Origin of the sequence: Silvibacterium acidisoli (genome assembly GCA_022870745.1) — a bacterium.
In the GTDB taxonomy this organism is placed as follows: Bacteria; Acidobacteriota; Terriglobia; order Terriglobales; family Acidobacteriaceae; genus Silvibacterium.
On the sequence record CP085323.1, the window covers coordinates 3,754,792 to 3,781,305 of the forward strand.

Annotated in this window: 25 protein-coding genes; 8 read left to right on the forward strand and 17 right to left on the reverse strand. The window is 59.2% G+C overall.

Going from position 1 to position 26,514, the window contains the following annotated elements:
- Positions 1-5: 5 nt before the first annotated feature.
- Positions 6-980, reverse strand: a complete 975-nt coding sequence (gene cysK, locus LJD29_RS15695) for a cysteine synthase A (protein WP_446742494.1) — start codon at positions 978-980, stop codon at positions 6-8.
- A gap of 126 nt (positions 981-1,106) precedes the next feature.
- On the opposite strand from cysK, the gene LJD29_RS15700 reads away from it, so the two are divergent.
- The 4 genes from LJD29_RS15700 to LJD29_RS15715 all read left to right on the forward strand — a co-directional run bounded on the left by LJD29_RS15700 (position 1,107) and on the right by LJD29_RS15715 (position 5,672).
- Positions 1,107-2,240, forward strand: coding sequence for an acyltransferase family protein (locus LJD29_RS15700; RefSeq protein ID WP_446742495.1), 1,134 nt, complete (start codon positions 1,107-1,109; stop codon positions 2,238-2,240).
- 194 nt (positions 2,241-2,434) lie between these two features.
- Entirely contained in the window at positions 2,435-3,337 is a 903-nt protein-coding gene (locus tag LJD29_RS15705) for a DMT family transporter (RefSeq protein ID WP_446742496.1), read from the forward strand.
- Between the two features lie 21 nt (positions 3,338-3,358).
- Positions 3,359-3,769: a hypothetical protein gene (locus tag LJD29_RS15710; protein ID WP_446742497.1), complete on the forward strand. Its 411-nt coding sequence runs from the start codon at positions 3,359-3,361 to the stop codon at positions 3,767-3,769.
- A gap of 112 nt (positions 3,770-3,881) precedes the next feature.
- Positions 3,882-5,672 (forward strand): tetratricopeptide repeat protein, encoded by a 1,791-nt coding sequence (locus LJD29_RS15715; RefSeq protein WP_446742498.1) that lies wholly within the window; start codon positions 3,882-3,884, stop codon positions 5,670-5,672.
- Between the two features lie 52 nt (positions 5,673-5,724).
- On the opposite strand, the gene LJD29_RS15720 is transcribed toward LJD29_RS15715, so the two are convergent.
- The 7 genes from LJD29_RS15720 to LJD29_RS15750 all read right to left on the reverse strand — a co-directional run bounded on the left by LJD29_RS15720 (position 5,725) and on the right by LJD29_RS15750 (position 10,975).
- On the reverse strand, positions 5,725-6,198 hold the full coding sequence (locus LJD29_RS15720) for a DinB family protein (RefSeq protein WP_446742499.1): 474 nt from the start codon (positions 6,196-6,198) through the stop codon (positions 5,725-5,727).
- A gap of 53 nt (positions 6,199-6,251) precedes the next feature.
- Positions 6,252-7,553, reverse strand: a complete 1,302-nt coding sequence (gene murA / locus LJD29_RS15725) for a UDP-N-acetylglucosamine 1-carboxyvinyltransferase (RefSeq protein ID WP_446742500.1) — start codon at positions 7,551-7,553, stop codon at positions 6,252-6,254.
- Between the two features lie 87 nt (positions 7,554-7,640).
- Positions 7,641-8,057, reverse strand: coding sequence for a type II toxin-antitoxin system death-on-curing family toxin (locus LJD29_RS15730; RefSeq protein WP_446742501.1), 417 nt, complete (start codon positions 8,055-8,057; stop codon positions 7,641-7,643).
- Complete coding sequence (locus LJD29_RS15735; protein ID WP_446742502.1) at positions 8,054-8,281, reverse strand: AbrB/MazE/SpoVT family DNA-binding domain-containing protein; 228 nt, start codon at positions 8,279-8,281, stop codon at positions 8,054-8,056. Before LJD29_RS15735 ends, LJD29_RS15730 begins: the two co-directional genes overlap by 4 nt.
- Positions 8,282-8,360: 79 nt before the next feature.
- Complete coding sequence (murQ, locus tag LJD29_RS15740) at positions 8,361-9,341, reverse strand: N-acetylmuramic acid 6-phosphate etherase (protein WP_446742503.1); 981 nt, start codon at positions 9,339-9,341, stop codon at positions 8,361-8,363.
- A gap of 109 nt (positions 9,342-9,450) precedes the next feature.
- Positions 9,451-10,578 carry a serine hydrolase domain-containing protein gene (locus LJD29_RS15745; protein ID WP_446742504.1) on the reverse strand — a complete coding sequence of 376 codons (1,128 nt, stop codon included), beginning with the start codon at positions 10,576-10,578 and terminating at the stop codon, positions 9,451-9,453.
- Between the two features lie 22 nt (positions 10,579-10,600).
- Positions 10,601-10,975, reverse strand: a complete 375-nt coding sequence (locus LJD29_RS15750; RefSeq protein WP_446742505.1) for a VOC family protein — start codon at positions 10,973-10,975, stop codon at positions 10,601-10,603.
- Between the two features lie 85 nt (positions 10,976-11,060).
- Between LJD29_RS15750 and lepB the strand changes: the two genes are divergently transcribed.
- The gene (gene lepB, locus LJD29_RS15755) at positions 11,061-11,642 is read left to right on the forward strand and encodes a signal peptidase I (RefSeq protein WP_446742506.1); all 582 of its coding nucleotides are present in this window, start codon (positions 11,061-11,063) and stop codon (positions 11,640-11,642) included.
- A 212-nt stretch (positions 11,643-11,854) separates the two neighbouring features.
- On the opposite strand, the gene LJD29_RS15760 is transcribed toward lepB, so the two are convergent.
- The 5 genes from LJD29_RS15760 to LJD29_RS15780 form a co-directional block, all read right to left on the reverse strand.
- Positions 11,855-12,709, reverse strand: a complete 855-nt coding sequence (locus LJD29_RS15760; RefSeq protein WP_446742507.1) for an exonuclease domain-containing protein — start codon at positions 12,707-12,709, stop codon at positions 11,855-11,857.
- A gap of 174 nt (positions 12,710-12,883) precedes the next feature.
- Entirely contained in the window at positions 12,884-14,188 is a 1,305-nt protein-coding gene (gene aroA, locus LJD29_RS15765) for a 3-phosphoshikimate 1-carboxyvinyltransferase (RefSeq protein WP_446742508.1), read from the reverse strand.
- Between the two features lie 154 nt (positions 14,189-14,342).
- Entirely contained in the window at positions 14,343-14,630 is a 288-nt protein-coding gene (locus tag LJD29_RS15770; protein ID WP_446742509.1) for an H-type lectin domain-containing protein, read from the reverse strand.
- A gap of 42 nt (positions 14,631-14,672) precedes the next feature.
- Entirely contained in the window at positions 14,673-15,782 is a 1,110-nt protein-coding gene (locus LJD29_RS15775) for a DUF6709 family protein (protein ID WP_446742510.1), read from the reverse strand.
- A gap of 156 nt (positions 15,783-15,938) precedes the next feature.
- Positions 15,939-18,005, reverse strand: coding sequence for a M13 family metallopeptidase (locus LJD29_RS15780; RefSeq protein ID WP_446742511.1), 2,067 nt, complete (start codon positions 18,003-18,005; stop codon positions 15,939-15,941).
- Between the two features lie 164 nt (positions 18,006-18,169).
- Between LJD29_RS15780 and LJD29_RS15785 the strand changes: the two genes are divergently transcribed.
- Positions 18,170-18,598 (forward strand): cupin domain-containing protein, encoded by a 429-nt coding sequence (locus LJD29_RS15785; protein ID WP_446742512.1) that lies wholly within the window; start codon positions 18,170-18,172, stop codon positions 18,596-18,598.
- A gap of 75 nt (positions 18,599-18,673) precedes the next feature.
- Here LJD29_RS15785 and LJD29_RS15790 read toward each other — a convergent pair whose 3' ends face one another.
- The 4 genes from LJD29_RS15790 to hpt all read right to left on the reverse strand — a co-directional run bounded on the left by LJD29_RS15790 (position 18,674) and on the right by hpt (position 23,277).
- Positions 18,674-19,738, reverse strand: coding sequence for a SurA N-terminal domain-containing protein (locus LJD29_RS15790; protein WP_446742513.1), 1,065 nt, complete (start codon positions 19,736-19,738; stop codon positions 18,674-18,676).
- A gap of 237 nt (positions 19,739-19,975) precedes the next feature.
- On the reverse strand, positions 19,976-21,802 hold the full coding sequence (locus LJD29_RS15795) for a SpoIIE family protein phosphatase (protein WP_446742514.1): 1,827 nt from the start codon (positions 21,800-21,802) through the stop codon (positions 19,976-19,978).
- A gap of 145 nt (positions 21,803-21,947) precedes the next feature.
- Entirely contained in the window at positions 21,948-22,691 is a 744-nt protein-coding gene (gene deoC / locus LJD29_RS15800; protein WP_446742515.1) for a deoxyribose-phosphate aldolase, read from the reverse strand.
- Positions 22,692-22,722: 31 nt separating this feature from the next.
- The gene (gene hpt / locus LJD29_RS15805) at positions 22,723-23,277 is read right to left on the reverse strand and encodes a hypoxanthine phosphoribosyltransferase (RefSeq protein WP_446742516.1); all 555 of its coding nucleotides are present in this window, start codon (positions 23,275-23,277) and stop codon (positions 22,723-22,725) included.
- Between the two features lie 90 nt (positions 23,278-23,367).
- Between hpt and LJD29_RS15810 the strand changes: the two genes are divergently transcribed.
- Both LJD29_RS15810 and LJD29_RS15815 read left to right on the forward strand, forming a co-directional pair.
- Positions 23,368-24,162 (forward strand): prolipoprotein diacylglyceryl transferase, encoded by a 795-nt coding sequence (locus LJD29_RS15810; protein WP_446742517.1) that lies wholly within the window; start codon positions 23,368-23,370, stop codon positions 24,160-24,162.
- A gap of 141 nt (positions 24,163-24,303) precedes the next feature.
- Positions 24,304-26,478 carry a glycoside hydrolase family 9 protein gene (locus LJD29_RS15815; RefSeq protein ID WP_446742518.1) on the forward strand — a complete coding sequence of 725 codons (2,175 nt, stop codon included), beginning with the start codon at positions 24,304-24,306 and terminating at the stop codon, positions 26,476-26,478.
- The last annotated feature ends 36 nt before the right edge of the window (positions 26,479-26,514 follow it).

Consider the following 26,514-nt stretch of genomic DNA (forward strand, 5'->3'; position numbering starts at 1 on the left):
CGGCCCTACGCCTTCTCGAGCGGTGTCGCCGTCATCTGCTGGGCCTGCGTGCGGAGATTCTCAAAGAGTACCGTCGACAGGTAGCGCTCGCCGAAGCTCGGCAGAATGGCTACGATCAGCTTGCCGGCATTCTCTGGCCGCTGCGCCACCTGCAGGGCTGCATGGATAGCCGCGCCCGACGAAATGCCTACGAGCAGTCCTTCTTCAAGCGGCAGGCGTCTCGCCATGGCGATCGCCTCGTCGTTCGATACCTGCAGCACTTCGTCGATGAGATCGGTGCGCAGAATCTTCGGAACAAAGCCCGCACCGATTCCCTGAATCTTGTGCGGCCCAGGCTTGCCGCCGGAGAGCACCGGGCTATCCACCGGCTCGACCGCAATCGCCTTGAAGCTCGGCTTCCGCTCCTTGATGTATTCGGCGACGCCGGTCAGTGTTCCACCCGTGCCAATGCCGGAGATGAGGAAATCCACCTTGCCGTCCGTATCCTGCCATATCTCCGGCCCGGTCGTCGCAAGGTGAATTGCCGGGTTGGCCGGGTTTTCGAACTGCTGCAGGATGTACCCGTTCGGAGTCTCTTCCAGGATCTGCTTGGCCTTCGCAATCGCTCCGCTCATGCCGTTCGGGCCGGGCGTCAGCACAATCTCCGCGCCATAGGCAAGCAGCAGGATGCGGCGCTCCAGGCTCATCGTCTCCGGCATGGTCAGGATGAGCTTGTAGCCCTTCACCGCGGCCACCAGCGCCAGCCCGATGCCGGTGTTGCCGCTGGTCGGCTCGATCAGCACGGTATGGCCCGGCTTGATCTTGCCCTCGCGCTCGGCCGCGTCGATCATGGCAAACCCGATGCGGTCCTTCACGCTCGCTCCCGGATTTGCACTCTCCAGCTTGGCCACCACCTGTGCGTGAGCGCCCTTGGTGATGTGGTTGAGCTGCACAAGAGGCGTATTCCCGATCAGTTCCGTAACGTTGGCTGCGATCTTCATCGTTTCCTTTTCCGTTCCCTTTTTCTGGAGAAGCTTCTCATATTCACTATAAGCCGATTCAAATCACCGCGAGCGCGGCCCGGATATTCCTCGCAAGAGGGTAGAATCGCGGGGAAGACACAGACCATGCCACCCACGACCCCTCCAGGCCCTCCAGCTAAAAATCACTACGTCATCCTCGATGGACTCCGCGGCGTCGCATCGCTGATGGTGATCATCTTCCACACCTTCGAACCGAACAACGGCGGCAACCGCTTCCTGCAGATCATGAATCACGGCTATCTCGCCGTCGATTTCTTCTTCCTGCTTTCAGGCTTTGTCATCTCCTATGCCTATGACGATCGCTGGGGACGCATGTCCCAGTGGGAGTTCTACAAGCGCCGCCTGGTGCGCCTGCAGCCGATGGTCATTATAGGAAGCCTCATCGGCGCCGCGCTCTTTTATTTCGCGAAGGGAAATGCCTTTCCACTCATTGCGCACACGCCCGTATCGAAGATGCTGCTCGTCATGCTCATCGGTTGCACGCTCATTCCCATCACGCCGTCGATGGATATCCGCGGCTGGGCCGAGATGCATCCGCTCGATGGCCCGGCATGGTCGCTCTTCTTCGAGTACGTGGCCAACATCTTCTACGCCATGGGCGTACGCAAGCTGTCGAATCGCGCTCTCGGCTTCGTCGTATTTGTGGCAGCCATCTTCCTCGCGCAGTACACCATCTTCGGGCCGCAGGGAGATGTGATCGGAGGCTGGTCGGTCGATCCCACGCAGCTCCACATCGGCTTCGCCCGCCTGCTCTTCCCATTCTTCGCCGGCATCCTTCTCCAGCGGCTGGGCAAGTGCATTCACATCAGGAACGCCTTCGCATGGTGCAGCCTGCTGCTCATCATTTCGCTCTCGCTGCCCCGCTTCGGAGGAGCACAGCATCTCTGGATGAACGGCCTCTACGAAGCCGCCTGCATCATCATTCTGTTTCCGATCATCGTCGCCATCGGTGCAGGGGAGCGCCGTGTCGAGGGCCTGTCTATCCGCGTCGCAAAGTTCTTCGGCGATCTCTCCTACCCGCTTTACATCACGCACTATCCGCTGATCTACATCTACACGGAGTGGGTAATCGACACGCACCCCACCCCCATCCGTTCCGCAGAAGTCGGAGCGCTGACGATCGTCACCGCCCTCATCCTCGCCTACGCCTGCCTCAAGCTGTATGACGAGCCGGTACGCAGATGGCTGAGCAGGAAAGTTCTCGCGCGGCCAGCCTGATTCGCAGAGCCCTGCCAGCCACTGCACTTTGTCATCACGAACGAAGTGAGGAATCTGCATCTTCGCTCCCTGAAAGAAGCCGGTGCATTGCACCGGCAGCGAAGGGAAGAGCGGAGCAGGATTCTGGGCGTCGTGCCGGAGACAAGCGCTTCGACCGCGAAGATAAAAGTCCTGATCTCCCGTAATCTCAACTTATGCGCTGGCGAATACCCACGGCCTATCTTTCCGTCGGACTCCTCTGGGGAAGTTCCTGGCTGCTGGCCTCGTCGTTCCAGAGCCCGTGGGTCGGGGCTCTGATCTTTTGCCTCGCCGCAGTGCCGCCCGCCATCGTCTTCGCGGTCAAGCGCCAAAGAACCAGGATCGTTCCCTCGGCCATCCTCGGCGCCGCAATGATCGGTTTCCCCTGGATATTGAATCTGCTCGCTGCCAACTATGTTTCGTCGTCCATCGTTGCCGTAATCGGGGCCATGCTTCCGCTCCTCACGCTGCTGGCCTCGGGAGAAGACGCATCCAGGATTCCGATCCTCGTAGCAGGAGTCGGCGGAGTTGCCCTGATGCTCTCGCAGGGGCTCTCAATTTCTTCTTCAGGAATCGCCGGCATCCTGTTGATTCTGCTTTCTTTGTTCTGGAATACATTCGCCCTGATCTACGCCCGCCGCCGTCTCTCGACCCGGGAGATTCCCGCATCTCTCGCTGTACAGTTTTTGACTGCGGCAGCCATTGCGGGCTCATACGGCCTTCTGGCTCCGCATGACCCGCACACTTCGTTTTCCGCCCTCGCGCTCCCCATGATTGTCGCTACGGCTTTACTTGTTCAGTCGCTGGGCATGGCGATCTACTACTGGCTGTTGCTGCGTGTGGAAAGCTGGCAGGCCGCTTCGGTCCAGTGGGTTGCGATCCTGGTCTCGGTCGTGGAGTCTGCGATCGCCTTCCACGGACGGCCCTCCAGCGAGATGTACGCCGGGGCAGCGCTTACCCTGGCAGCAATCCTGTGGCTTTTTCGCAGCCGCAATGGCTCCGGCTCATTAACTCTTGAGATAACAAGTGCTACTTTTCCCGAGCGCGGCGCATCTCACCCGCATTACGATCAAAAGTAACTCAGTGAGGACCACACGGGCATGAGCGCGTCCATGTACATCGTCGTTGAAGGCGAGGATCCGGGGTACGACATCTTCGTAAACGGTCATGCGCTGGCTCGCAACGAGGATGCCCTCGAAAAACTTGCGGCCCGCATCGGCGTCAAACCATTGCTCGAGTTCTTTTCCGCAGACCAGAATTCGATGGCGCTGCTGCTTGAGGAAGGGGCCGGCGATCCGGAGTGGGCAAAGACTTTGCCGCCTCCGCAGTGGTTCTCGCCCGAAGACGGGCTCGTCTCCATCTGCGCCCTGGCCGCCTATCTGAAAAGTGAACCCACGACGCTCGGTTCCGAGACCGGCGAGGTGATCGAAGAGCTCGCCGAATACGAACGAGTGCTCGAGAAGACCGCGACCAAAAATCTACGCTGGCAACTCGCCGTGAGCTGGCGCTAGGAAGCCGTTCTCACGGGTCCGTTTTGGGACAACGTGTCAAAACGGAATCAGCCGGTGCCTTTCACTAAGGAACTCTCGTTGTGCCCGCCCTTTCTCGCTCTAGCCTGATGGGGTGGTTCTCCCTGCATCATCGACAAGTCCGGCGCGGCTCGAAGAAGCGCTGCGGCATCACCGCGCAGGACGGCTCCTCGAAGCTGCGGAGGCATACCGCCAGCTCTTGCGGGCGGACCCGGTCGACGCCGATGCGCTGCTGCTGCTCGGGATCGTCGCACGCCAGTCAAAGCACCCTAAGCAGGCAATCGCGCTGACACAGGCCGCCGTGCGATTGAAGCCACAGGCTGCGCACTATCACCTGAATCTCGGCCATGCCTTCGGTTCGTCCGGAGACGTTCCCAATACCATTCGCAGCTACCGTAATGCCATCGCTCTTTCCCCCTCGGGATCGCCGGCGCGAGTCTGCCTTGCCGGATTTCTCTTTGAACAAGGAGACTTCGCCGCCGCCGAGGCCGAATACAGGCAGGCCTTACAACAGCGGCCCGGCTGTGCCTGGACGGCAGCCAACCTGGGAAGCACACTGCTCAAGCAGCGCCGGACCATCGATGCAATGCTCGTCTTCCTGCATGCTCTTCGGCTCGACCCGCGCTGCTACACCGCAAGGCATGGATTGGGTTGTGCGCTGGCAAAGACAGATCGCCTGGCAGCGGCTGAAGCCTGCTTTCACCAGGCCATCGCACTCAGGCCGCGCAGGGCCGAGCCGTGGAACAGCCTGGGCAATGTGCTCTACCAGCAGCGAAAGAGTGAAGAGGCAGCGCACGCTTATTGCCGGGCGCTGGCGCTCGAGCCCGGCTACGCCCGCGCGTCGGTCAATCTCGGCAACTCTCTGCTGGCCATGGGCAGGCTGGCCGACGCGCGGGCCTGTTACGAATCGGGGCTGAAGCTCGATCCCGCATCGCCCGGCGCACGCTACAACCTCGCGCTTGCGCAATTGCGCGAAGGAGAGTTTCACGAAGGCTGGGGAAACTATGAGTCGCGGTGGGACTTCGACGAACTCCGTATGCGGCGCCGCGATTTCTCTCAGCCCATGTGGCAGGGCGACCCGCTTGCCGGGCGCACCATCCTGTTACACGCGGAACAGGGCATCGGCGACACGATTCAATTCGCCCGCTTCGTTCCAGCCGTCGCGGCCATGGGCGGCAAGGTCATCCTGGAGACGCAACCTCCGCTGGTGAAGCTGCTGGCCGGGCTGGAGGGAGTCAGCGCGATTTTTTCTCGCGGCCAAACTCTGCCGCCATTCGACCTGCATTGCCCCTTGATGAGCCTGCCCTATCTGCTGGCAACCGGCATTGCGACCATTCCAGCCGCAAGCGGTTACCTCGCGCCCGCAGCGTGCGAGATCGAAGAAGCGCAGCGGCGTTATGGAGGGAAAGGGCTGCGCGTCGGTCTCGCATGGGCGGGAAATCCGAAATATAAATCGGACTTTCAGCGTTCCGTTTCGCTCGATGTGTTGCTTCCTCTGGGAGAAGTCGAAGGTCTGTCGCTGTTCTCGCTGCAAAAGGGCACGGCAACGCAGCAGATCGCTCCGCTTGCGGACCGCTGGTCTTTGCTGGACGCCTCGGCAACCCATAAGAGCATGGCCGAGACAGCTGCGCTCATTGCCACACTCGATGCTGTGGTAAGCATCGATACCTCTATCGCTCATCTGGCAGGGGCAATGAACAAGCCCACATTTCTGCTGCTTGCGCACCTCGCCGACTGGCGATGGATGGAGGAGCGGCTCGATACGCCGTGGTACGGCTCGGTCAGGCTTTTTCGGCAGGCAACGCCGGGAGAATGGCAGGGTGTCGTTCAGCAGATAGCAGATGCCCTGCGATCGATGCGTAACGCAGCAGCCGCAGGGCCTTAGTAAGTGAACGATCAGGACAGTGTTTCTCCTGCTTTCGTGCCGAGCCGGTTCTTTATTCCCAGGCGCCGAGTTCCTTTTTCAGAAAGACCAGTTCGCCCAGGTGATAGCTGGTGTGCGTGCAGGCCAGCAGTACCTCTCGCAACAGGGTCTGGCCATCTCCCCAGGGAATCCTGGAAAAGAGGTTCGATCTCGGATCCTTGACCAGCTTTTCGAAGGCGTGAAAGTCCTCTTTCAGACCCTTCACGCACTCCTCCCATGCTTCTTTCGAGGCAGGAGCCTCTTCCTTCGGCCAGTAGCTATCCGGCCACTTGGGTGCTTTGTATTTCGAGTCGGTTGAGAAGACCAGCAGGTCGTTGACCGTGAAGCGCATGTGCTCGGTAAGCTGCCAGGCAGTATGAGGCGCGCCTTTCGGCTTTTTGCCCAGCAGTTCGAAAGGGAAATTGTCGACGACGTCAGCGAGCTTGATGTGGGCGGTGCCGCCACCCAACAGCTCCAGCAGTTGTTCCCGTAATGTATGTTCGCTCATAACCGCTCCTCAGGCTTAGGATGCGATGAAAGCCGGCCCGCGCCATTAAGAACTTATACCTCGACGGTCGCTTCCTTTTCGGCGAAGACGTTGCCCATGCGGCGAACCTGCGCACCTACGCCGCGCAGCTTTTCTTCGATGTGCTCGTAGCCGCGATCCATGTGGTACACGCGGTCGAGGATCGATTCGCCATCGGCAACCAGAGCGGCCAGCACCAGCGAAGCCGAAGCGCGAAGGTCTGAGCACATGACTGCGGCGGCTGACAATTGAGACTTGCCGCGTACCGTCGCCGTGCGTCCGTCGACCTTGATGTTTGCGCCCATGCGTGCCAGCTCCTGCACGTGCATGAAGCGATTCTCAAAGATGTTTTCGACTACCACCGAGGTGCCTTCGCACTGCGTTGCCAGCGCCATGTACTGCGCCTGCATATCAGTGGGGAAGCCGGGGTATTCTTCGGTGGTGATGTCGGCTGCCTTCAGGTTGCCTTCGCTGCGCACACGGATCGATTCCTTACCGATGATGTCGACGCGCGCGCCGCACTCTTCGACCTTGCTGATGACCGCGCCGAGGTGCGCCGGGTTGCAACCGGCCACGCAGAGATCGCCGCCTGTAATGGCGCCGGCAACCAGGAAAGTTCCTGCCTCGATACGGTCAGGGTTGATGCGGTGACGCGCACCGTGCAGCTTATGGACGCCCTGTACCCGAATCGTCGAGGTGCCTGCGCCTTCGATCTTCGCGCCCATGGCGGTCAGCAGAGCCGCGAGATCGGTCACTTCCGGCTCGCGTGCGCAGTTCTCGAGGACTGTCTCGCCCTCGGCGAGCACCGCGGCCATCAGCAGGTCCTCCGTGCCGGTCACGGTGATCTTGTCGAAGTTGATGTGCGCGCCCTTCAGGCGTTCCGCGCGCGCTTCGATATATCCATGCTCGTAGCTGATAGTTGCACCCATCGTTTCAAGACCCTTGATGTGCAGGTCGATGGGGCGGCCGCCAATGGCACAGCCGCCGGGCATGGCGACGCGGGCCATACCGGTGCGGGCGATGAGCGGACCGAGCACCAGCGACGAAGCACGCATGGTCTTTACGATCTCGTATTTGGCCACGGGATCGGAAAGCAGGCGGCAGCTGATGGTGGTGCGATGCTGCGCCCGTCCATAGCCGAGTTCGACCTCGGCGCCCATCGAGACCAGCAGCCTGCGCTCAGTTTCGATATCGCGCACCTGAGGAATGTTTTCGAGGATCACCTCGTCCTCGGTAAGGATGGCCGCAGCCATGCAAGGAAGTGCCGAGTTCTTTGCGCCGCTTACGCGAATGGTGCCGAGCAGCGGATTGCCGCCGCGAATAACGAATTTATCCATGAAAACGTCCCGTCAGCCGATTGCGGTCTGAAGATTTAGTGTAACCGCCTCGCCGGTGGAGAAGCCGCCAGCCCCGTCATCGGGAAGCTACGTCGATACCGGCGAGCTGTTCGCCGCCAGCCACTGCGCCAGGCCGTCTTCGGAAAGCCTGCCCGCAGCCAGGTCGTAGAAGGCGAAGTACGCTTCTTCCTGGGTAGCCGTTACCTGGTAGCCATTCCGCTCGATGAAGACAAAAGCAGCCATCAGGCCGGCAGCAGCCATAAGGCCGGCACGCTTGTTGCCATCGACGAAAGGATGATTCTGGACAATCCCCGATCCGTAGGCAGCTGCAAGCGTCGCGAGTGAGGGCACAGTCTCCGCGTAATTCGCTATGTTTCGAGCCCGAGCGAGCGCGGACTCCAATAACCCCTCATCTCTCAGGCCATATGCTCCCCCGAAGATCGCAAGCTGCATACCGTGAATGGCAAGAATCTCTTCTTTCGTGAGCCAGTAGAGCATTGTCATTCAGCCAGCTTCTTGAGCGTGTCGCGGTAACGGCGCATCACGTCCTGCGCAACCTTCACAGTGGCGTCAAACTGATCGTTGTAAGGCGTCAACTTGAAGCCCTCAGGCGTTTCGGTCAGGTAGAGCGAATCGCCCTTCTGGACGTTGAGCTTGCTCAGAACTTCCCTGGGAAGCACGATCCCGGCGGAGCTGCCGATGGTGGTGACTTTTACGGTGGTGGGCATGGAAAGACCTCGTTATAACAGTCATTATATTTTAATGATTGTTATAACGAGGTCGGTGAGGCTATGAATTAGGAAAACGCTAAATATCTACAGCGGTGTCTTCAATTGCAAGGCGGACATTCCCGCCCGAACGGGTCAGCCGGCGAACTGCTTCCGGCTTGTCGACGCTGGCTTTGAGCATGACCAGTGCGACCGGTACGCTGCGGCCTGCGGATTTGATTACCTCGACGGCCTTCTCGCGGCTGATGTTGCAGGCCCGGATGAGGATACCGATGCCGCGCTCCACCAGTTTCGAGTTCTGCATGTGCACGTTGACCATCAGGTTTTCGTACACGTAGCCGAGCCGCGTCATCGCGCCTGTGGTGATCATGTTCGTGATCATCTTCTGAGCGGTGGCTGCCTTCATGCGTGTCGAGCCGGATACCACTTCGGGTCCCACATCCGCGACGATGGCAATATCGGCGGCCTCAGCCAGCGGCGCCCCCAGGTTGCAGGTGATGCATGCTGTTTTGGCTCCGCGGGCGCGCGCATAAGCGACTGCTGCCACAACATAAGGCGTTCGTCCGCTGGCCGACAGACCGATAACCATGTCCTTGCGCGTCGGTCGCCGGCGGGCGATGTCGCGTTGTCCCAGTTCCTCGGAGTCCTCATTCACCTCGACCGGAGAAGCCAGAGCCTTGGGGCCTCCTGCCATGATGTACTGCACGGTCTGGGATGAGGTAGAGAAGTAGGGCGGGCATTCGCATGCATCGAGAGATGCAATGCGGCCGCTCGATCCTGCGCCGATATAGATCAGGCGTCCGCCCTCGCGCAGACTTCGCGCGACCGAATCGATCACCTGGGCAATTTCGGGTAACGCTTTTTTGACCGCCGCGGCAACCTTTGCGTCTTCCTGGTTGATGATGCGGGCAATTTCTAAAGCGGATTTTGTATCGAGTCCCTGGCTTGCGTCGTTGGGGCTTTCCGTAATGAGATTGTGCAGATTTGAAATCGGATCGCTGGTCTTGTGGTGATTGCTGCCTGCCTTCGTCTCCGTCTGCGGTTGCGTCATAGTGGCCATAATTTTCGATGACTTCCCGAACGTGTGCTGCCCCATTCTAACGCCAGTAAAAGCGCTCTGGCATGAGAATTCTTAACTTAATTCCACTTATTTAGATGCTTATTTTCGGTTAAAAAAGGGCTTTCATTACCGCGTTATAAAAAGCAGGACGAACCTCTTTAATTGCCTGATTTACGCGATCCGGCCAGGTGCGGTTCGTCAACAGCACGGCTGCGATATTTTTTTCGCGATCGATCCACAAGGACGTGCCTGCATACCCCAGGTGTCCTATCGAGTGATCACTGAAATACTGTCCGGAAGAGGATTCCGGCCGGCTCGGTGTGTCCCATCCCAGGGCACGCGTGGTGCCGGAAGGATTTTTCTCTCGTTGTGCGAAGAGCTGAATAGTTTCGGGCGAGAAGATCTGCCTGCCGCTTTCCGCCTTGCCACCGTTGAGAATGCATTGCGCAAAGCGCAGCAGGTCGAGGGCGTCGGCAAAGACTCCCGCGTGTCCACTCGCTCCGCCGAGCGCCCAGCAGTTTTCATCCTGCACTTCGCCCTGCAGAATGCGATGCCGCCACTTCATATCGTGCTCCGTAGGAGCGATGTGCGTGCGCCAGTTATTGGGAGGGCAGTAGCGCGCGGTTCTCAATCCGAGCGGTTCGGCAATCTTCATGCGGAAGAGGCGTGCGATGAAATCCCCAGCCAGAACTTCAAGAGCCTTGCCGAGCAGAATGAAGCCTATATCGGAATACTCGGCGCGAGTGCCTGGGGCCGCTTCAAGAGGCAATTGAAGTACCGCGCGGATCATGCCTTCCGGTGTCGGATGGTGCTCGAAGAGCCGCGCGTATCCGGGCAGCCCTGAAGAGTGCGCAAGCAGCATGCGCAGAGTCACATGGTGCTTGCCCGAGCCCGGAGCCATGCCGATCACGAAGCCGGGCAGAATATCGCCGAGCCGCGCGTCAAGATGGAGCACGTGGTGGTCGTGGAGAATCATCGCCATCGACGTGGTTGCGAGCACCTTGGTGACGCTGGCCAGGTCGAAGACCGTGCCCGGCAGCACCACAGGCGAGTCTTCGTCGTACGTAAACCGGCCCACGCTGTCGAGCGCCACGATTTCGTTGCCTGCGAGCACTCCGTACGAGGCACCTGGAAAGGCGGAGTTCCTCACCGCTTCTTCCAGCACGGCACGGGCAGCGGCGAAGCGGGTGACGCCGTCGACGGCCGACCGGGGAACGGAAGCAGGTACGAAGGTCATCGTAGTTTGCTCATGCTAACACTTACGGGTGTTGCGAGAGCGAGAGCACGTTACCATCGGGATCCTTGAACCAGGCTACCTTTGCTCCTCCTGGCGCCTCCCAGATGCTGCTCGCGTCCTGCGTGAGGAAGGCGTAGCGCTCAAAGGCGACACCCTTGTCTGCCAGTCTCTTCACTTCATCTTCGATATCGCTTACCTCCCAGCCGAGAACGGTGTAGGGGGCAGGCGTGAAGCTTTCCATTTTGGCGATGCGGATCATGTTGCCCTCGGACCGAAAGACAATCGCAAACTGGTCGTCGCTTACAAAATGCAGGCCGAGCACCTGCTCGTAGAAGGCTCTTGCGCGGGCTCCGTCGGCGGTGGGAACGAAGCCAATCAGATTTCGTGGGGTAGCCATGGTGCCTCCGAAGTGGTATGTTGCCGTGCATGCGGCGCGGCCTGAAGTAGCGCGCGTCGTTTAGAATATATACACAGCACCAGACATGAACGACGCAACCGAAGAACGGTTTTCCTCGCCCGCTCCCGCGCCCGATCCACAGCCTACCAGCGCAGGCAAAGGATTCGTGCGCCTCTGGCTGCGCGATGTTCTGGTTTCGATCGCCGCGTCGTTCATCATTATCACCTTCCTCTATCAGCCGGTGCGCGTGGAAGGCACCTCGATGCAGCCTCAGCTGCGCGACCAGGATCGCCTCTTCATCAACAAGTTCGTGTATCGCTTCGAAGGTATCTCGCGCGGCGACGTAGTGGTGTTTCATTATCCCCGCGATATTGAGAAAAGCTACATCAAGCGCGTCATCGCGCTGCCCGGCGACTCGCTGCGTATCGCGGATGGCACTGTTTACGTGAATGGCAAAAAGGTTGACGAGCCTTATGTACCAGGCCGTTATCGCGATGTACGCTCGATGCCCGAGATCATCATCCCCAAAGGTTCATTCTTCGTGATGGGCGACCATCGCTCCATCTCAAGCGACAGCCGCGACTTCGGACCGGTGGATAAGAACCTGATCTACGGCAAGGCCGCTTTTGTGTACTGGCCCGCCGATGATTTGGGTGTGATTCACTAGCGTGAATTGATCTCGATGGCGCGGTCACCAAAGTTTGAGAGCGAACGATGAAGAAAAACACATTCAAAGGCTCTTTGAAAAAGCTATCCAAACGTTCTCAAACTCGAGCAATAGTGATTAACCTTGATGCGTTAACGCAGAAGCTACAGTATGTTCAAACGAGCGGAAAACTAAATCGCGACGAACTCAATTGTCGTTAGAGTTTGGTCTTATTAGGCACCAGCCACCATGTACTTGAAATCACTTTCACCAACGATTCGAATCTTTTGCCCTTTCGCCATTAGCTGTTCAGCTTTCAGGTGCTTCGTGCTCTTAGCTCGCCCATTCAACTTTCTGAGGTCTTGGTCGCCGACGACCAAAAGTGTCGTATGTTTCGTTATCCCGTCGTTGACATTGCAACCAGCAGTTGCGGCCATCTCGGCCGCTTGGCTGCGCGTCACGGATAGAGCCCCAGTAAAGACGACTACCTCTCCGTAAAGATCACCATCCGGATTGCCCGCCTGTTTATGTCCGTTTTGCCCGTTGGCACTAATACCTTGCTTAACGCGGATGAGCCACTCTTCCAGTTGCAGGCCTGTGTCCGAGATGGCAAGTAGAAGTATTTCTCCGGCGCACCGAGCATCTTCAAGGGCATCGTGTGCTTTATATTCGATCCCAAAATGACTGGCCACGTTTGAAAGCCCGTATCCTGATCGAGAAAACTGAGGCCATGCTCTGCGGGTAACCCGAGCAGAGTCAAGCCATACACAGTCGCAGAACCCTATGCCGGCACGTTCGCATGCACGTGTGACGGCTGTCTTATCGAACGGCGTGTGACACACGACAATACGGTTTGTCAGATGGACAGATATCGCAGGAAGGATTTGCCCCCAGGTGGGAGAAGTAGCTACTTGGTCTTCATTGATGCCGTGGATTGAAACGTACACTTCATCGAAGTAGTCTTCTGGGTTTACTAGCGAACACCAAGTGTTGACAAGCAAACCATCTTGAAAAGATGCAATTCCGACTTGGCAAATACTCGACAAATCGGCGTTTGCTGTTTCAACATCAAGTACGACGAAGTTCATTTCGGAATTTCCTCAGTGATCGATTGGGACGCAGCCTCAAAGCGCTCTAGCGAGCTGCCAGTGTGACATTGAACCTTTGGAATTGTCGACCAAACGGACATCTGCAATACGTTAGGGGCCACAACGTGCAGAAGCCCGACGTCATACATCGGGCTTTGCTTTAAACATGGTGAACTAGCGTTCAGCGATCTGATCCAGCAGATCGAAGAATTCGGGGAACGAAATCGCAGCAGACTCGGCTCCGCGAATGACCGTTTGCCCTGTGGCTCCCAGCGCCGCCACTGAAAAAGCCATGGCGATGCGGTGATCTCCGCCCGAGTCGATCTCGGCGGCGTGCAGCTTCTGTCCTCCGGGAACGTCGAGCCCGTCTTCGAACTCGGTGACCTCGGCGCCCATGGCGCGCAGGTTCTGGGCGACGAGGGCGATGCGATCCGATTCCTTGACGCGCAGTTCTTTCGCGTCGCGAATGCGGATGCCGTTCTTCGTATAGGGTCCGATGGCGGCCAGCACCGGCAGCTCATCGATGAGCTGTGCTGCGAGCGCACCGGAAACCGTGGTTCCGGTCATTCCTTCAGCCGGGCCGTTCACCTGTACCGTGCCAACCAGCTCGCCGTGCTTCTCCTCGAGGTTCAACACGCCAATGTGCGCGCCGAGTGCGGTGAGCACATCGAGCAGCGTGGCGCGTGTGGGGTTCATGCCCAGCGAGTCGAAGACCAGATTCGAGCCGGGGAAGAGCGCTGCGGCGCAGAGGAAGAAGGCTGCCGAGGAGATGTCTCCCGGAACCGCCGCGTCAATCGCAGACAGCTTCTGGCCGCCCTCGATCGAGACCGACTCCATGGTGCGCTCGACTTCGGCTCCGAAGGCGCGCAGGGCCAGCTCGCTGTGATCGCGCGTGCGCACGGCTTCGCGCACAGTGGTGGTGCCTTCAGCGTTCAGCCCGGCAAAGAGCACGGCGCTCTTGACCTGGGCACTTGGAATCGGCGTGGTGTAGTCGAGGCTCTTGAGCTGCGCTCCGCGAATGGTCATGGGAGCGTGGCCGTCGGTCAACTCAATGTGCGCGCCCATCTGCATAAGCGGCTTGCGCACGCGCTCCATGGGGCGGCGGCTGAGCGACTCGTCGCCGATCAGCGTAAAGGTTCCGGGCATGGGCGCAAGCAGGCCCGCGAGCATGCGCATGGTCGAGCCGGAGTTGCCGCAGTCGAGATTGCCTTCGGGCTGGCGCAGCTCGCCGGTTCCGGTGACCTCGATGGTGCCGTCTTCAAGATGCTTGACGGTCGCGCCCAGCGCGGCGGAGCAGGCAAGGCTCGACGCGCAGTCGGCGCCGGTCGAAAAGTTGGTGAGGCGCGTGGTGCCTTTCGCCAGCGCGCTCAACAGCGCATAGCGGTGCGAGATGCTTTTATCGCCGGGCAGCTTAACGCTGCCAAGAATATTGCGCGCAGGCGAGATGATGCGTTCGGTCTGGACTGCAGAAGAGCTCAAGGCTGACTCCGATTATTGACTTGCTATCTATGGTAGCAGCGTGAGGAAGATGGAGCGCAGAGCTCAGTTTCGACCGCGGAGGCGGTGCGGCTGCCCCACATCTCAGAACCGAGATATGGGGCACCCGGCCTGCCGGCAGTACTAAACAGACAATTCAGCCTTCCATCGCGAGCCATGATATGTCCAGAGAATCGATCCAGCTGCGCCGCGCGGAGAGCTGGATATCGAAGCCGGCCTCTGTGATGTTTATCGGCTCGAATCGGAAGCGGAATGCCTCGCCGCCTCCTGAAAAGCCGGTGAGTGAGAGCAGTATGCTGGGCGGCTGCGGAAACGGCTTTGAAAAAGTTATATGGAAGACGGCAGGAGAATCGGGCTCGCGCCGGAACGAGCCTTCGGATTTGAAATCTTTCGAGTCGACGTGCAGCGTGCCTGAACAGGTCATGAACAACTCCGGTTTGTAAATGAGTTGTTACCGCTTTGCCCGCTAGTAGCGCGCGTAGCGGTTTGAAGTGATGGCATCGGAGGCCAGCGGCTGGTCGCCGACAAGCTGTCGTGCTTCGGCAGCGAATGTGGACTGGCCGCGGCTCTTCATGCTCTTCCATAACTTCAACAGTCGCTTGTCGTATCCGAATAGTGCCTGCGGTGCGACGTTGCGCAGCATCGCCATCGTCTCGTTGGATTTTTCGTCGCCGAGCTGTGCGAGGATCCTCTTGCCGAAACTGTCGTAGGTATTCAACTGGTAGGTCTTACCGATGGTGATGAAGTAGTAGAGCTTGCGCTTGATGACGGTGCGATGGACCCACTGCAGGCTGTCGAGGCGCGAGATTGAACCGCCCATCGCCGTGGTCACGATATACCAGTGCGGCGTGATGTGCGCGGCTGCGGTGCGGTGCCGCGCGGTGAAATGAGCGCCGGCACACTCGGAGTCGACTTGCGGGATCAGCATGGCCAGCTCGCCATGGCGGGCAAGCTGCTTTGCAAAGGGATGCTTGGCGAAGTCCCCTGTACGTTGCATGTAAAGCACGAGCAGCCATGCTCCGAATACGGCCAGACCTCCGGTGATAACTACCGAGAACCAGCCGAACTCCTTGTACTCGTAGGCATCGAGCACAAAGGGCAGGTAAGGCGCGTCGCCCAGGGCTTCTGCGTGGGCGACCATGTCTTTCTGGTAATCGGTGAGGGGCTTCACGTGACCGGTGACTTCAAAGCTTGGATATGTCTTCTGCCCGTCGCCGAGAAACAGATCGTATTGAGGGTCGAGGCGAACGAGCAGATTTTTACCGCCAATCGTCGTCACGGCGAAACGCGCGGAGACATATCCTTCAGGATGCTCCTTGTCCTTGGTGATCTCATCGAGACCGGCGGCGATCGTCTCGCCGCCGCCGACTTTCAGGAATGAGTTCCTGAAGTCGCCTGCGCCTTTGGCGGCAGCTAGTTCGGCTGCGGTTACCGCGTGGCCGCCAAGAAAGAAGCCGGTGAAGTACGGCAGATTGCAGGCATAGAAGATAGCAACACCCAGCAGGATGACTCCTGCCACAATCACCGTACGTTTATTGCCACGGCGAATCACATCTCCACAAAATCCATCCCACATCGCTGGCAAAATTCTCCTTGAAACCCGCACCAGTTTAGTTTGTGTGTATTTCAGAAAAGAAAAAGATTGCGGGTCGGAGTGCCTTTCGTTGAAATAACTGGCCTGTACGTGGTTCCATGCCGCGGAGGGCAGACATGGAGCCATACCCAGGGGTTCTCACCAGACGCGGCAGCGAGGACTGTGAACCATCGGTTGACCAGCCTTGCAGCTGAAGGCCTGTTGAAACTCCGGCATATTGCCTACGACATTGTTCACGCGAAGCTCCGGAATGGAGTGGGGGTTGGTCAGAACCTGGTTGCGAGCTGCCTCCGGACGCGACTGGGTGCACCAAGTGTTGGCAAAGGCGAGGAAGAAACGCTGAAGGTTGGTCAATCCATTGGCGTCCTTATCGTCGAGCGTTTTGCCCTGGTTCTTCAGATCCATTGCAAGTGCCGAGAGAGCGAGATAGAGTCCGCCGTTGTCGGCGGTATCTTCGCCCTGCGTGAGCTTGCCATTCTGCTTCACGTCAGGCACGCCGGGTACAGGGCCGGTGTATTCGGAGGAGATGCAGGAGCCGCGCTCGTCGTATTCCTTGGCGTCTTCCGGTGTCCACCAGTCCTTGAGATTGCCATTGAGGTCGAACTTGCGGCCCTGATCGTCAAAGTCGTGGGTAAGCTCGTGGCCCACCACCGCGCCTTCAGAGCCATAGTTGATCACGTCGTCCTTGGTCGTATCGAAAAAGATTGGCTGCAGGATGCCGGCAGGGAAGTTGATTGTATTGGTCTGCGGATCCTCGTAGGCATCAACAGTTGGAGGCGTCATCAACCATTGTTTGCGGTCGACAGGATGCCCAACGAAGGCCAGCTGGCGATTCAATTCGAAAGCGGTGGCGCGCTCGATGTTGAGTGGGTAATTATCTCGTTCAATGGTGAGCGCGGAGTAGTCGATCCACTTGTCCGGATAACCGATCTTATCGACGACGGCCGCGAGCTTGAGCAGCGCCTGCTGCTTGGTGGCAGGCTGCATCCAGCTGACCGTGTTGATGTCGCGGCCCATCGCGGCCTCGATATCCTTGACCATCTTCTGGGCGCGGGCTTTGCTGTCCGGAGGAAAGACCTGTGCGACGTAGACCTGTCCGAGTGCTTCGCCAAGGTTGGAGTCCACCGCGCTGGTGCAACGGTCGGCGTTTGAAAGCTGCTGCTTCTGGCCGGTGAGCGCCGAGGTAAAGGCGAAGTCCGCGTCACGCCATGATTTGCCGAGCGCAGGCGTTGCGGCGTGCAGGAGCTGCCACCGCAGATAAACCTTCCAGGTGGCGATGCCTTCCGAGTCGAGCATTTTATTGAGCGCGGTAAAGAAGGCCGGAGAGCTGACTTCGTAAAGCGGCACCGGTGGCGCGTTCATTGCAGCAAAGTAAGTATCCCAGTCGAAATTGGGGACGAGAGCCTTGACCTGCTCGAGCGTGAATCGGTTGTTGACCTTGTTGGGGTCGCGGCGGCTGATGTTGTCCATCTGCGCGGTGGCCAAAGCGGTTTCCAGTTCGAGAATCTTTGCAGCATCCTGGGTGGATTGAGCAGCGGGCACTTCGGAAAGCTGAAGCGACGTGGCGATGAGAGCCGTGTACTTGTCGCGCAGTACCTTCATATCCGGCGTGCCGGAAAGATAGTAATCGCGGCCGGGCATGCCAAGGCCGCCCTGATCCAGGCCTGCGACTACGCGCGTCACATCGTTGGCATCCGGCGTTGGGCCGTAGCCGAAGAGGGCAACATCGGTCTGGTTATCGTTCGCGGTCCAGACGCGGCCAAACGATTTATGGATCGCCGCGAGTGCAAGCGCAAGCGAGCGCTTGTCGTGAATCGCATCGATCTGCGCCAGCAGAGGCTTGATGGCGTCGAGCTGGCTTGAAGGCTGGTTCATGCACGAGGCGTAGAGGTCGCCGATCTTCTGCTGGTTCGGTGTACGCGAGGCACTGGGAGATTCGTTCGTCTCAAGAATTCCGCCGAGAACCTGATGGTTCCAGCCATAAAGATTTCCCGCGACGCCCCAGCGGGTGCGATCAGGCGGAATTGGATTGGCTGCGTTGTACTTGTTACAGGCATACTGCCAGAAGTTGCTGCAGGGATCGACGGACTTGTCGACATTGGTCACGTCGATGTGCTGAAGCTCGTAGTGCTTTCCGGAGGCCGCGGATTGGGCGATCGCTCCTGCGATGGGCAGTACAAGTACGAAGGCGGTAATAGCGGCCATGCATTTCATGCTGGCTAGCTTACCGCAACATGATACGAAACGCGCGATTCTCTTTACATCAATGGATCTGGACTCCGCGGAGTCGTTCACTGGGAATCACGATCCCACGATTCGGGCGGAAGGGCTAAAATGGCGTCGATGTTTCCGGCCCCAGGAGGTCATTCATGAATGCATCCCGACGCTCACTGCTGCAGGTTCTTCCGCTGATGGGAGCCTCGATGGCGTTTACCCCAGCCTTCGCTAACGAACAGCCAATTGAGTCGTTCGCCACGCCCTACGACAAGCTTCCTGTGCATGCCAATGGTGCCCGGCCGATTCTCGACGGTATGACACATGCAGGCGCTCATCTCGAAGTGCACGAAACGATCCTCGGGCCTGGAAAGATGCCTCATCCGCCGCATCATCACGAGCATGAAGAGCTGTTTCTGATTTCGAAAGGCACTCTCGAAGTTACGATCGCCGGAAAGTCTACGACGATCGGACCGGGATCCGCAGCTTTCATCCACTCTGGCGAAGAGCATGGCATTAAGAACATCGGGCAGGAGGATGCGCAGTATTTTGTCGTCGCGATAGGAACCGAGACGCCGGCGTAGCTCTGAGGATGCTATTTGTATCTGTAGTAGTTTCTATTTATGAGAGCCCGCTGCGGGACTGCCGACTCGACAGGGCTAGCGCAGCAGGCTTTCGGCGTAGTAATTCCTGATACGCGCCCGGTTGCGCAGCATGTCAAGATACGCTGCCTTCAGCAGGTCGCCGCGCTGTGAGCGTAGCTTCTGGCGGATGTATTGCTGCACGCGTGGATCGTTGAAGCCGTAGAGTCCCGCCGGCTCAATGGACAGCAGTTTGTAAGTGGCAAACTGATTGCCGTCCGAGCTCTGTAGAACATCGGTGGATTGCCCCGGCAGCAGCTTCGAGATATGCTCCCGCAGCAGCGGGTCGGCGCTGAGTTCAGATTGCGAGAGCGTGAGATCGGCATCGCCGGAAACTTTTGCTGTTCTTACGTTGGCCAGTTCGTTAATCAGCGAGCTGAACTCTTCGCCTTCTTCCATGCGAAGGTGTGCCATTTGGATGGTCCGGGCTGCATCTTTCCGGCCATCCGGGCTGTCGCTGGAAGCACCGGGCAGGACCGTCACGACGATGCAGGCAAGATGGTAGCGCGGCTCGGAGAGATGAAACTCATCCTCGCGGCCAGTGTAATAGGTTGAGAGATCGGCATCGGTGATGTTGATCTTCGAGTAGACGTCTTTGTTGAGAAGCCGGTCGATGCTGAGGTCGCGATGGACCTGCCGGCGCAAATCTTCCATGGTTAGATCCTGCGATTTCAACTGCTGTTCGAAATCTTCCCGCGAGGAGGATGCCCGCATCTCGGTGAGCTTTTCAGATACATCGTCATCGCTGGCTTCGAGATGCGAAGCCCTGACCCGCTGCTCCAGTATCTCCTCCATAATCACCTGGCTCAGGACGTCGAGCCGGCGCTGTTCGCCGCTTTCGCCGGAAAACGCCTGCGGATGCAGGCGGTCGTATTCTTCCACGCGCGCTGCGCTGATGAAAGCGCCGTTGACCTCCGCCAGGGAATCCGGCGGGGCAGCGTGATGGCATCCGGTGAGGCTTGCAGTCATCGCCAGAGCGAGGATAGAGGAAGCAGCTACCGGGATGTTGCGGTTCTTGCGCCCATCCCGCGTGGAACGATGTACTTCGGAGCGACTTGCTGCAAGGCTTCTCAACACGTACATCGCTTTTCAAGTCTAGCTCAGGGGTGTTTGTCTTTCCAGGCCGGTAGTGCAACCGTTGTTTCGTCGTGGTTGAGTGTCGTGGAGATGGGAAGAGAAGTGCAGATTCCTCACTTTGTTCGGAATGACAATCTTAGTGTCGGCTGGACGTCCTGATTCCCAATTCAAGCCAAAACCGGGCTTGAACGGGTCACCTGTTACGGTTCCCGTCTCATATCTCAGAATGAGACGTACCCGGTCCTAGTTCGTTACCTTCAATACAACAACCGTCTCGTCATCGAAGCGTTCTCTGCCGCTCTGGAACCTCGATACTTCCGCGATGATGGCGTCGGCGATCTTCGATGCTGACTTCTGGTTGTTCTTCTTTACTACCGCCTTGAGTCGTTCGTCTCCGAACATGTCTCCGTCATCGTTCTGCGCGTCGACGATGCCATCGCTGAAGAAGACGAGCGAGTCGCCGGGCTGGGTTGCCAGGCTGAACTCTTCGTACTTCACGTTCGGGAACATGCCCAGCGGGAAACCTTCGGCCTGCACGGTGCTGACTTCGCCGCCGCGGCAGATAAGTGGCTGCGTTGCTCCGGCGTTGGCGATCTGCACGGTGCGGTTTTCGTCGTTCCACAGCGCGTACACCATCACCACATACTGCGAGTCGAGGCGGCGCTCCTGCAGTGAGTCGTTCAGCGATTCGAGCAAAGCCGATGGCGAGAGGTGCTCGCTGGCCGCGGCGCGCATGATGCCGCTGACCAGCGCGGCGTAGAGCGCCGCCGCCGTGGATTTGCCGCTGACATCGCCCAGCACCACCGCGCTGCGGTTGGTGTCGTAGACGAGGAAGTCGTACATGTCTCCGCCGATGGTGCGGGCGGGGATGAAGCGTGCCGAGAACTCTGCGTGTTCGTGTTGCGGCTTCACCGGGGGCAGCAGGCGCAGCTGCACTTCGCGGGCCATGGCCAGGTCGCGTTCGAGGCGCTGCTCCTGGTGGGTTACGCGTTGATAGAGCTGCGCGTTCTCGATAGCGATGGCGATCTGCGCGCTCAGTGTGTTCATGGCGCGTTCGTGATCTTCGTTGAAGTAGAAGGTGCGGGTGTGTTCGACGTCGAGCACTCCGATGACCTTTCCTTTGTAGATGAGCGGCGAGGCCAGCTCTGAGCGTGCCTCGGGGTTCACCATCACATAGCGCGGATCGCGGCGCACGTCGCCGACGGAGATGGTTCTGCGCTCGCTCATGGCGACGCCTACCACGCCGCGATTGAGCGGGATTTGCTCCTCCGGATGGAAGCGTGAGCCGAAGCGGATGGCAAAGCTGTTGACGAGATAGTCTCCGCTTTCGTTCACGAGCCAGACCGAGAACATCTGAAAGTCGATAATGCGACGCAGAAGCTGGCCCACGCGTTCGAGCAGGGCATCGAGGTCAAGGATCGAGGTCAGCTCGCGGCTGATCTCGTTGAGCACTTCCAGGGTCTGGGCCTGACGGGCGACGCGCGTGTAGAGGCGCGCATTTTCGATGGCCTGTGCGATGCGCGAGGCGGTGAGTTGCAAAAGACGCAGATGCTCGTCGCGGAAGTAGCCGACCTGCTCGCTCTGTATGTCGATGACGCCGATGAGACGGTTTTTGACGATCAGCGGGACGGCCAGCTCGGAGAGTACCTCCGGATTGGCGTTGATGTAGTTCGCGTAATCGTGCACGTCATTGACGAGAATCGCCTCGCGCTGCTGGGCGACCTGGCCGACGATACCCTGGCCCATCTTGATGCGCATGCGTTCGATTTCAGGGGTATGCCCGATCTGGAAGCGCATGCGCAGATCGTTGGTGCGGTCATTGATGAGCAGAATCGCGAAGATGCGGTAATCGATGACGGCCCGAACGAGGTCAGCGGTGCGCTTAAGCAGCGTCTGCAGGTCGAGCGTGGTGTTGAGGGCGTCGGCCAGGCGGATGAGGAACTCGGTCGAAAGCGGTTCCACCTTGATCTGTGCGGGCGCAGCCGTGGGCGAGCTCGGGCGGTAGTCGCCTTCGTAACCCTCGATGCTCGGCGAGTTCGGGCTCGGTCCGATCGGCTTTTCGTCGCTCACCACTGTGCTCCGCTGGCAGAAATTGCGTTCACCTGTACGGCCGCCGCGGTTACCGGACGCGGCGGGAAAGAAAAGTCCCCAGACGAGCCATCATAGCGCGTTCGACGGTGCGATTTGGACCTGGGAACCGGTGTTGTCAACTCTGTCAGGAGGCGGAAAGCGCGTTGACGATAGCCACGCTCGCGCTTGCGCCGATGCGGCTGGCCCCGGCTTCGAGCATGGTGCGGGCGTCATCGAGCGTGCGGATGCCTCCCGATGCTTTCACGCCCGCGCGCGCGCCGGCAACGCCGCGCATGAGGGAAATATCTTCAGCGGTGGCTCCGCTGGCTCCGAAGCCGGTGCTTGTCTTGATGAAATCGGCTCCGGCGGCGCAGCAGATTTCCGACGCGCGTAGCTTTTCTTCGGTGGAGAGCAGGCAGGTTTCGAGAATCACCTTAACGATGGCTCCCGCCTCGTGCGCGACTTCGACAACACCACGGATGTCGCTTTCGACCTGCGCGAATTCGGCCGACTTGAGCAAGCCGATGCTCAGCACCATGTCGAGATCATGCGCGCCCAGCCGCACCATCGCCGCGGCTTCCTCGCGCTTCGTGGAGGTGAGATTTGCGCCGAGAGGGAAGCCGATGACAACCCCGACAGGCACGCCGGTGCCAGCCAGAGCGGCATGTGCGGTGGCTACCCACACGGGGTTGACCATGGCGCAGGCAAAGCGATACTCGGCTGCCTCGGCGCAGAGCCGCAGAACCTGGTCGCGCGAGGCCTCGGGCTTGAGCAGCGTGTGATCGATGACCGCCGCGAGGGCAGACTTGCCGGCAAGGGCCTGCCGGGCAAAGGCAGCTGCGTCATAGCTGGAGAGGTTTTCGGTGGCGTCGAGAGTAGCTGTGCTCATCGGTGAAGCTCCTTCTATGCCGGGCTGCGGGTCAGTGCAGCTCGGGCGCGTCGGGCGGCATCAGGCGAATATCCGGCAGATTGCGAAAGCGCTCTGCGTAATCCATTCCATAGCCGACCACGAAGTGGTTCGGAATACTGAAACCGACATAGTCGGCGTTGATTTGTTCCAGCCGCCGCGACGGCTTGTCGAGCAGAGCGGCGACGCGAAGCGAACGCGGCTTGTGCCTCTCAAAGAGACTGCGCAAAAACGCAAGCGTGAGCCCGGTATCGAGGATGTCTTCGACCAGGATGATGTTTTTGTCCTCGATCGGCTGGTCGAGATCCTTGATGAGCTTGACGGCTCCGCTCGATCGCTGTCCTTTTCCGTAGCTCGAGACGGCGACGAAGTCGAAGGTGCAGGTCAGGCTGACGGCGCGCGCGAGGTCGGAGAGAAAGATGGCCGCGCCCTTGAGCACTCCAACCAATACCACGGACTGACCGTAGTAATCAGCATCGATCTGGCGGCCAAGCTCGGCTACGCGCGCTTGAATCTGTTCGCCGCTGTAGAGGACGGGGAAGGTCTTGTGAATGTCTTTCTGGCTCACTCCTCTAGTGTAGCGAAAAGCAGCTGGGAGGCGGCCGGCTTTGGTGCGGTCAGCTCTTTGACCGCCGGCCGCCTTTATACTAGTAAGTTCATGTATCCCTATATTCATATTGGCCGCTTCTCGGTCGGCACGTTCGGTATTCTGCTGTGGTTTGCTGCAGTTTGCGGCTGCTGGGTTCTGCATCGCAATTTTCGCCGTTGGAAAATTGACGCCGATGCTATTGGCATTGTGGCCATAGCTACGGTCGCCGGAGTGGTCGGCGCGAAGCTCTGGCATGTTGGTGAAGAGCCTCGGGCGCTGATTCACGACTTCTGGGGGCTGGTGCTCGACCGCGCAGGTTTTGCCTGGTACGGCGGACTGGTTGGGGCCATCCTTGCGCTGATCTGGCAGGGACGTAACTATCGCATCAGCGGGCTGGCCATGCTCGACCTTTCTGCAGCTGCTGCGGCGATTGGCTATGGAGTGGGGCGCATTGGCTGCCTGGTTTCCGGCGATGGCGACTATGGCATTCCCACCAGCCTTCCCTGGGGCATGAGCTTTCCAAACGGCCTGGTACCGACGACGCAGCGCGTGCATCCGACTCCGATTTATGAGTTGATCGGTGCGCTGGTGATTGGGTGGATTCTGTGGCGGCGCGGTGCTCCCGATCGACCCAAGGCCATTGGCCAGCTTACCGGCGAATATCTCATCTACAGCGGCATCGCCCGCTTCCTCGTGGAGTTCATCCGCATCAATCCGCGTATTTACTGGGGCATGAGCAATGCGCAGGTGGCGAGCATTGCCTCGGTGATCTGCGGAGCGCTTTTGATTGTGGCAGCAAAGAGCCGTGGAGCGGTGTTTACGCCTCCGGTTACGCCGGAACCGGCGCCTGCTTCCGCCGAATAACTCCTGACTGAGACAGGCCCGCTCGCAGCAAATTTTTGTTGCGGGGCGGGCCTTTTCTTTTGCGTTGACACCTTCCCGAAGCATCGCTAAGCTTGCCTCTCAAAACGTTTCAAACTTAGAGATTTGCGAGGAAGATGTACCATGGCACTCTTCAATCGCTGTATCCGTGTTGTCTCCGGCCTCACCCTTTTTGCACTTCTTTCGTTCACCCAGGCTGCGTTGTCACAAAAAGCTTTTGTACGTGTAAACCAGATCGGCTATGAGGCCAATTCGAGCACGCCTTCGCGCGCTTACCTGATGTCGAAGGTGGCCGAGACTGGCGCGACATTTACGGTGATGAACGAAGCCGGTAAGGCTGCTTACTCCGGCAAGGTCGGTTCGCTGGTGGGGACGTGGTCGCACAGCGACACGGTGGCATACCAGGTGTATGCGCTGGACTTCAGCGTTCCGGCGAAGCACACTTACACGATTGCGGTGAGCGGCCCGGCAGCGGCGACTTCGCCGAAGTTTGCCGTGGACAAGGCTTCGGTGCTGTATCCGGGGTTGCTGGTGAATACGCTGTTCTTCTACCAGACGCAGCGCGATGGCGGCGACTACATCCCCAATGCGCTGCGCAGCGCGCCGGGACATTTGAAGGACAAGCAGGCGACCGTTTACCAGACGCCTCCTGTCGATGACAACGACTGGATCACTTACGAGCCGCCGACTCCTCCGCTGGTTTCGGAGAATCTGCCGCCGATGGATGCCGAAGGCGGCTGGTGGGACGCGGGCGATTACATGAAGTACGTCGAAACGGTGAGCTATACCGATGCCCTTATGGAAATCGGCGTACGCGATTTCCCGAAGCAGATGGGCGCGGCTGCTCCGAAGGAACCCGGTGCGCCGCCGGTTGCCTTGTCCTATGCAGGCACCAGTGGCACGGGCTCGCCGAAGTCTTCCGACTTTACCGGCGAGGCACGCTTCGGCACGCGCTGGCTGCTGAAGATGTGGGACGGGCAGGCGCAGCGGCTCGCCTACCAGGTGGATAATTCGCAGGACTGGGACTATTACGGCGAAGGCGATCCGGGCTCGTCGGCTGGCTACTGCGGCGGTACTTATTCGACGCCTTACTGCCTGATCACCGAGTACGACATCTGGACGCTTCCTCAGGTGCAGGATAACTACGACCAGGCGGGCGATCCGGGGCCGTGCGATCAGTACACGACGTACTACATCTGCAACCGTCCGGTCTTTTCGAACGCGGGCACGAAGATCAGCCCGAACCTTGCGGGGCGTCTCGCTGCTTCGTTCGCTACCTGCTACCAGATTCATGCGGTGGACGATTCGGCGCTTGCGAATCGCTGCCTGAAGGCTGCGGAGCAGGTGTTTTCACTGGCGGACCTGAGCTATCCCGACCCGGGCGACTACGGCGTCTGCCCGACCTGCCTGCTGACGATCATGCCGTATGACGGTTATCCCGAAAGCGTCTGGGACGATGACATGGAGCTGGGTGCGACCGAGCTTTACTTCGCGCTGAAGCAGGCCAAGAGCGATCCGAATGTTTCTTCAGATCTGCTGGCGACGGCTCCGCTGGCGTATCTCAAGCTGGCCACGCAGTTCGCTTCGAACTACGTGACGAAGATCTACAAGAACGGCGAGTCGGACACGCTGAACCTTTACGACGTGAGCGGCCTTGCGCACTACGAGCTTTACAAGGCCATCGTGCAGCAGGGCGATCCGGCGAGCCTGGCTATGTCTGCCGCGCAGGTGAAGGCGCAGCTGCTGAACCAGGTGAATGACGCCGTTACCAATTCGAAGACGGATGCCTTCGGCTTTGGCGTGAACTGGCGCAATGGCGATACGACTTCGCATGGCGCCGGGCTCTCCGTGATGGCGAGCGAGGCGTATGCGCTGACCGGCTCGCCGAGCTATGACAAGTTCTCGCGCGAGTGGATGGGCAACATCATGGGCGCGAACTCGTGGGGCGTGTCGTTCATCGTCGGCGATGGAACGACCTTCCCGAACTGCATCCAGCACCAGGTGGCGAACATTGCCGGGTCGCTCGAAGGAACTTCGGGCGGCACTCCGATCTTGTGGGGCGCGGCGGTGGAAGGACCGACCTCGTCTGCGACTTCGGGGCTGCTCGATGGGATGAATGTTTGTCCGGCGAATGGCGTGAACGTCTACCGGAAGTTCAACGGCAACAGCGGTGCTTACAACAAGGCGAGCAAGGCTGTCTTTAAGGACGATGTGCAGTCTTACTCGACCACCGAGCCGGGTATCGATCTTACGTCTACTTCGTTCCTGATGTGGTCGTGGCGGTTGGCGAATCAGTAGCAGCGATGGATCGGTTAGCGTAGATCCGGTCAGTTG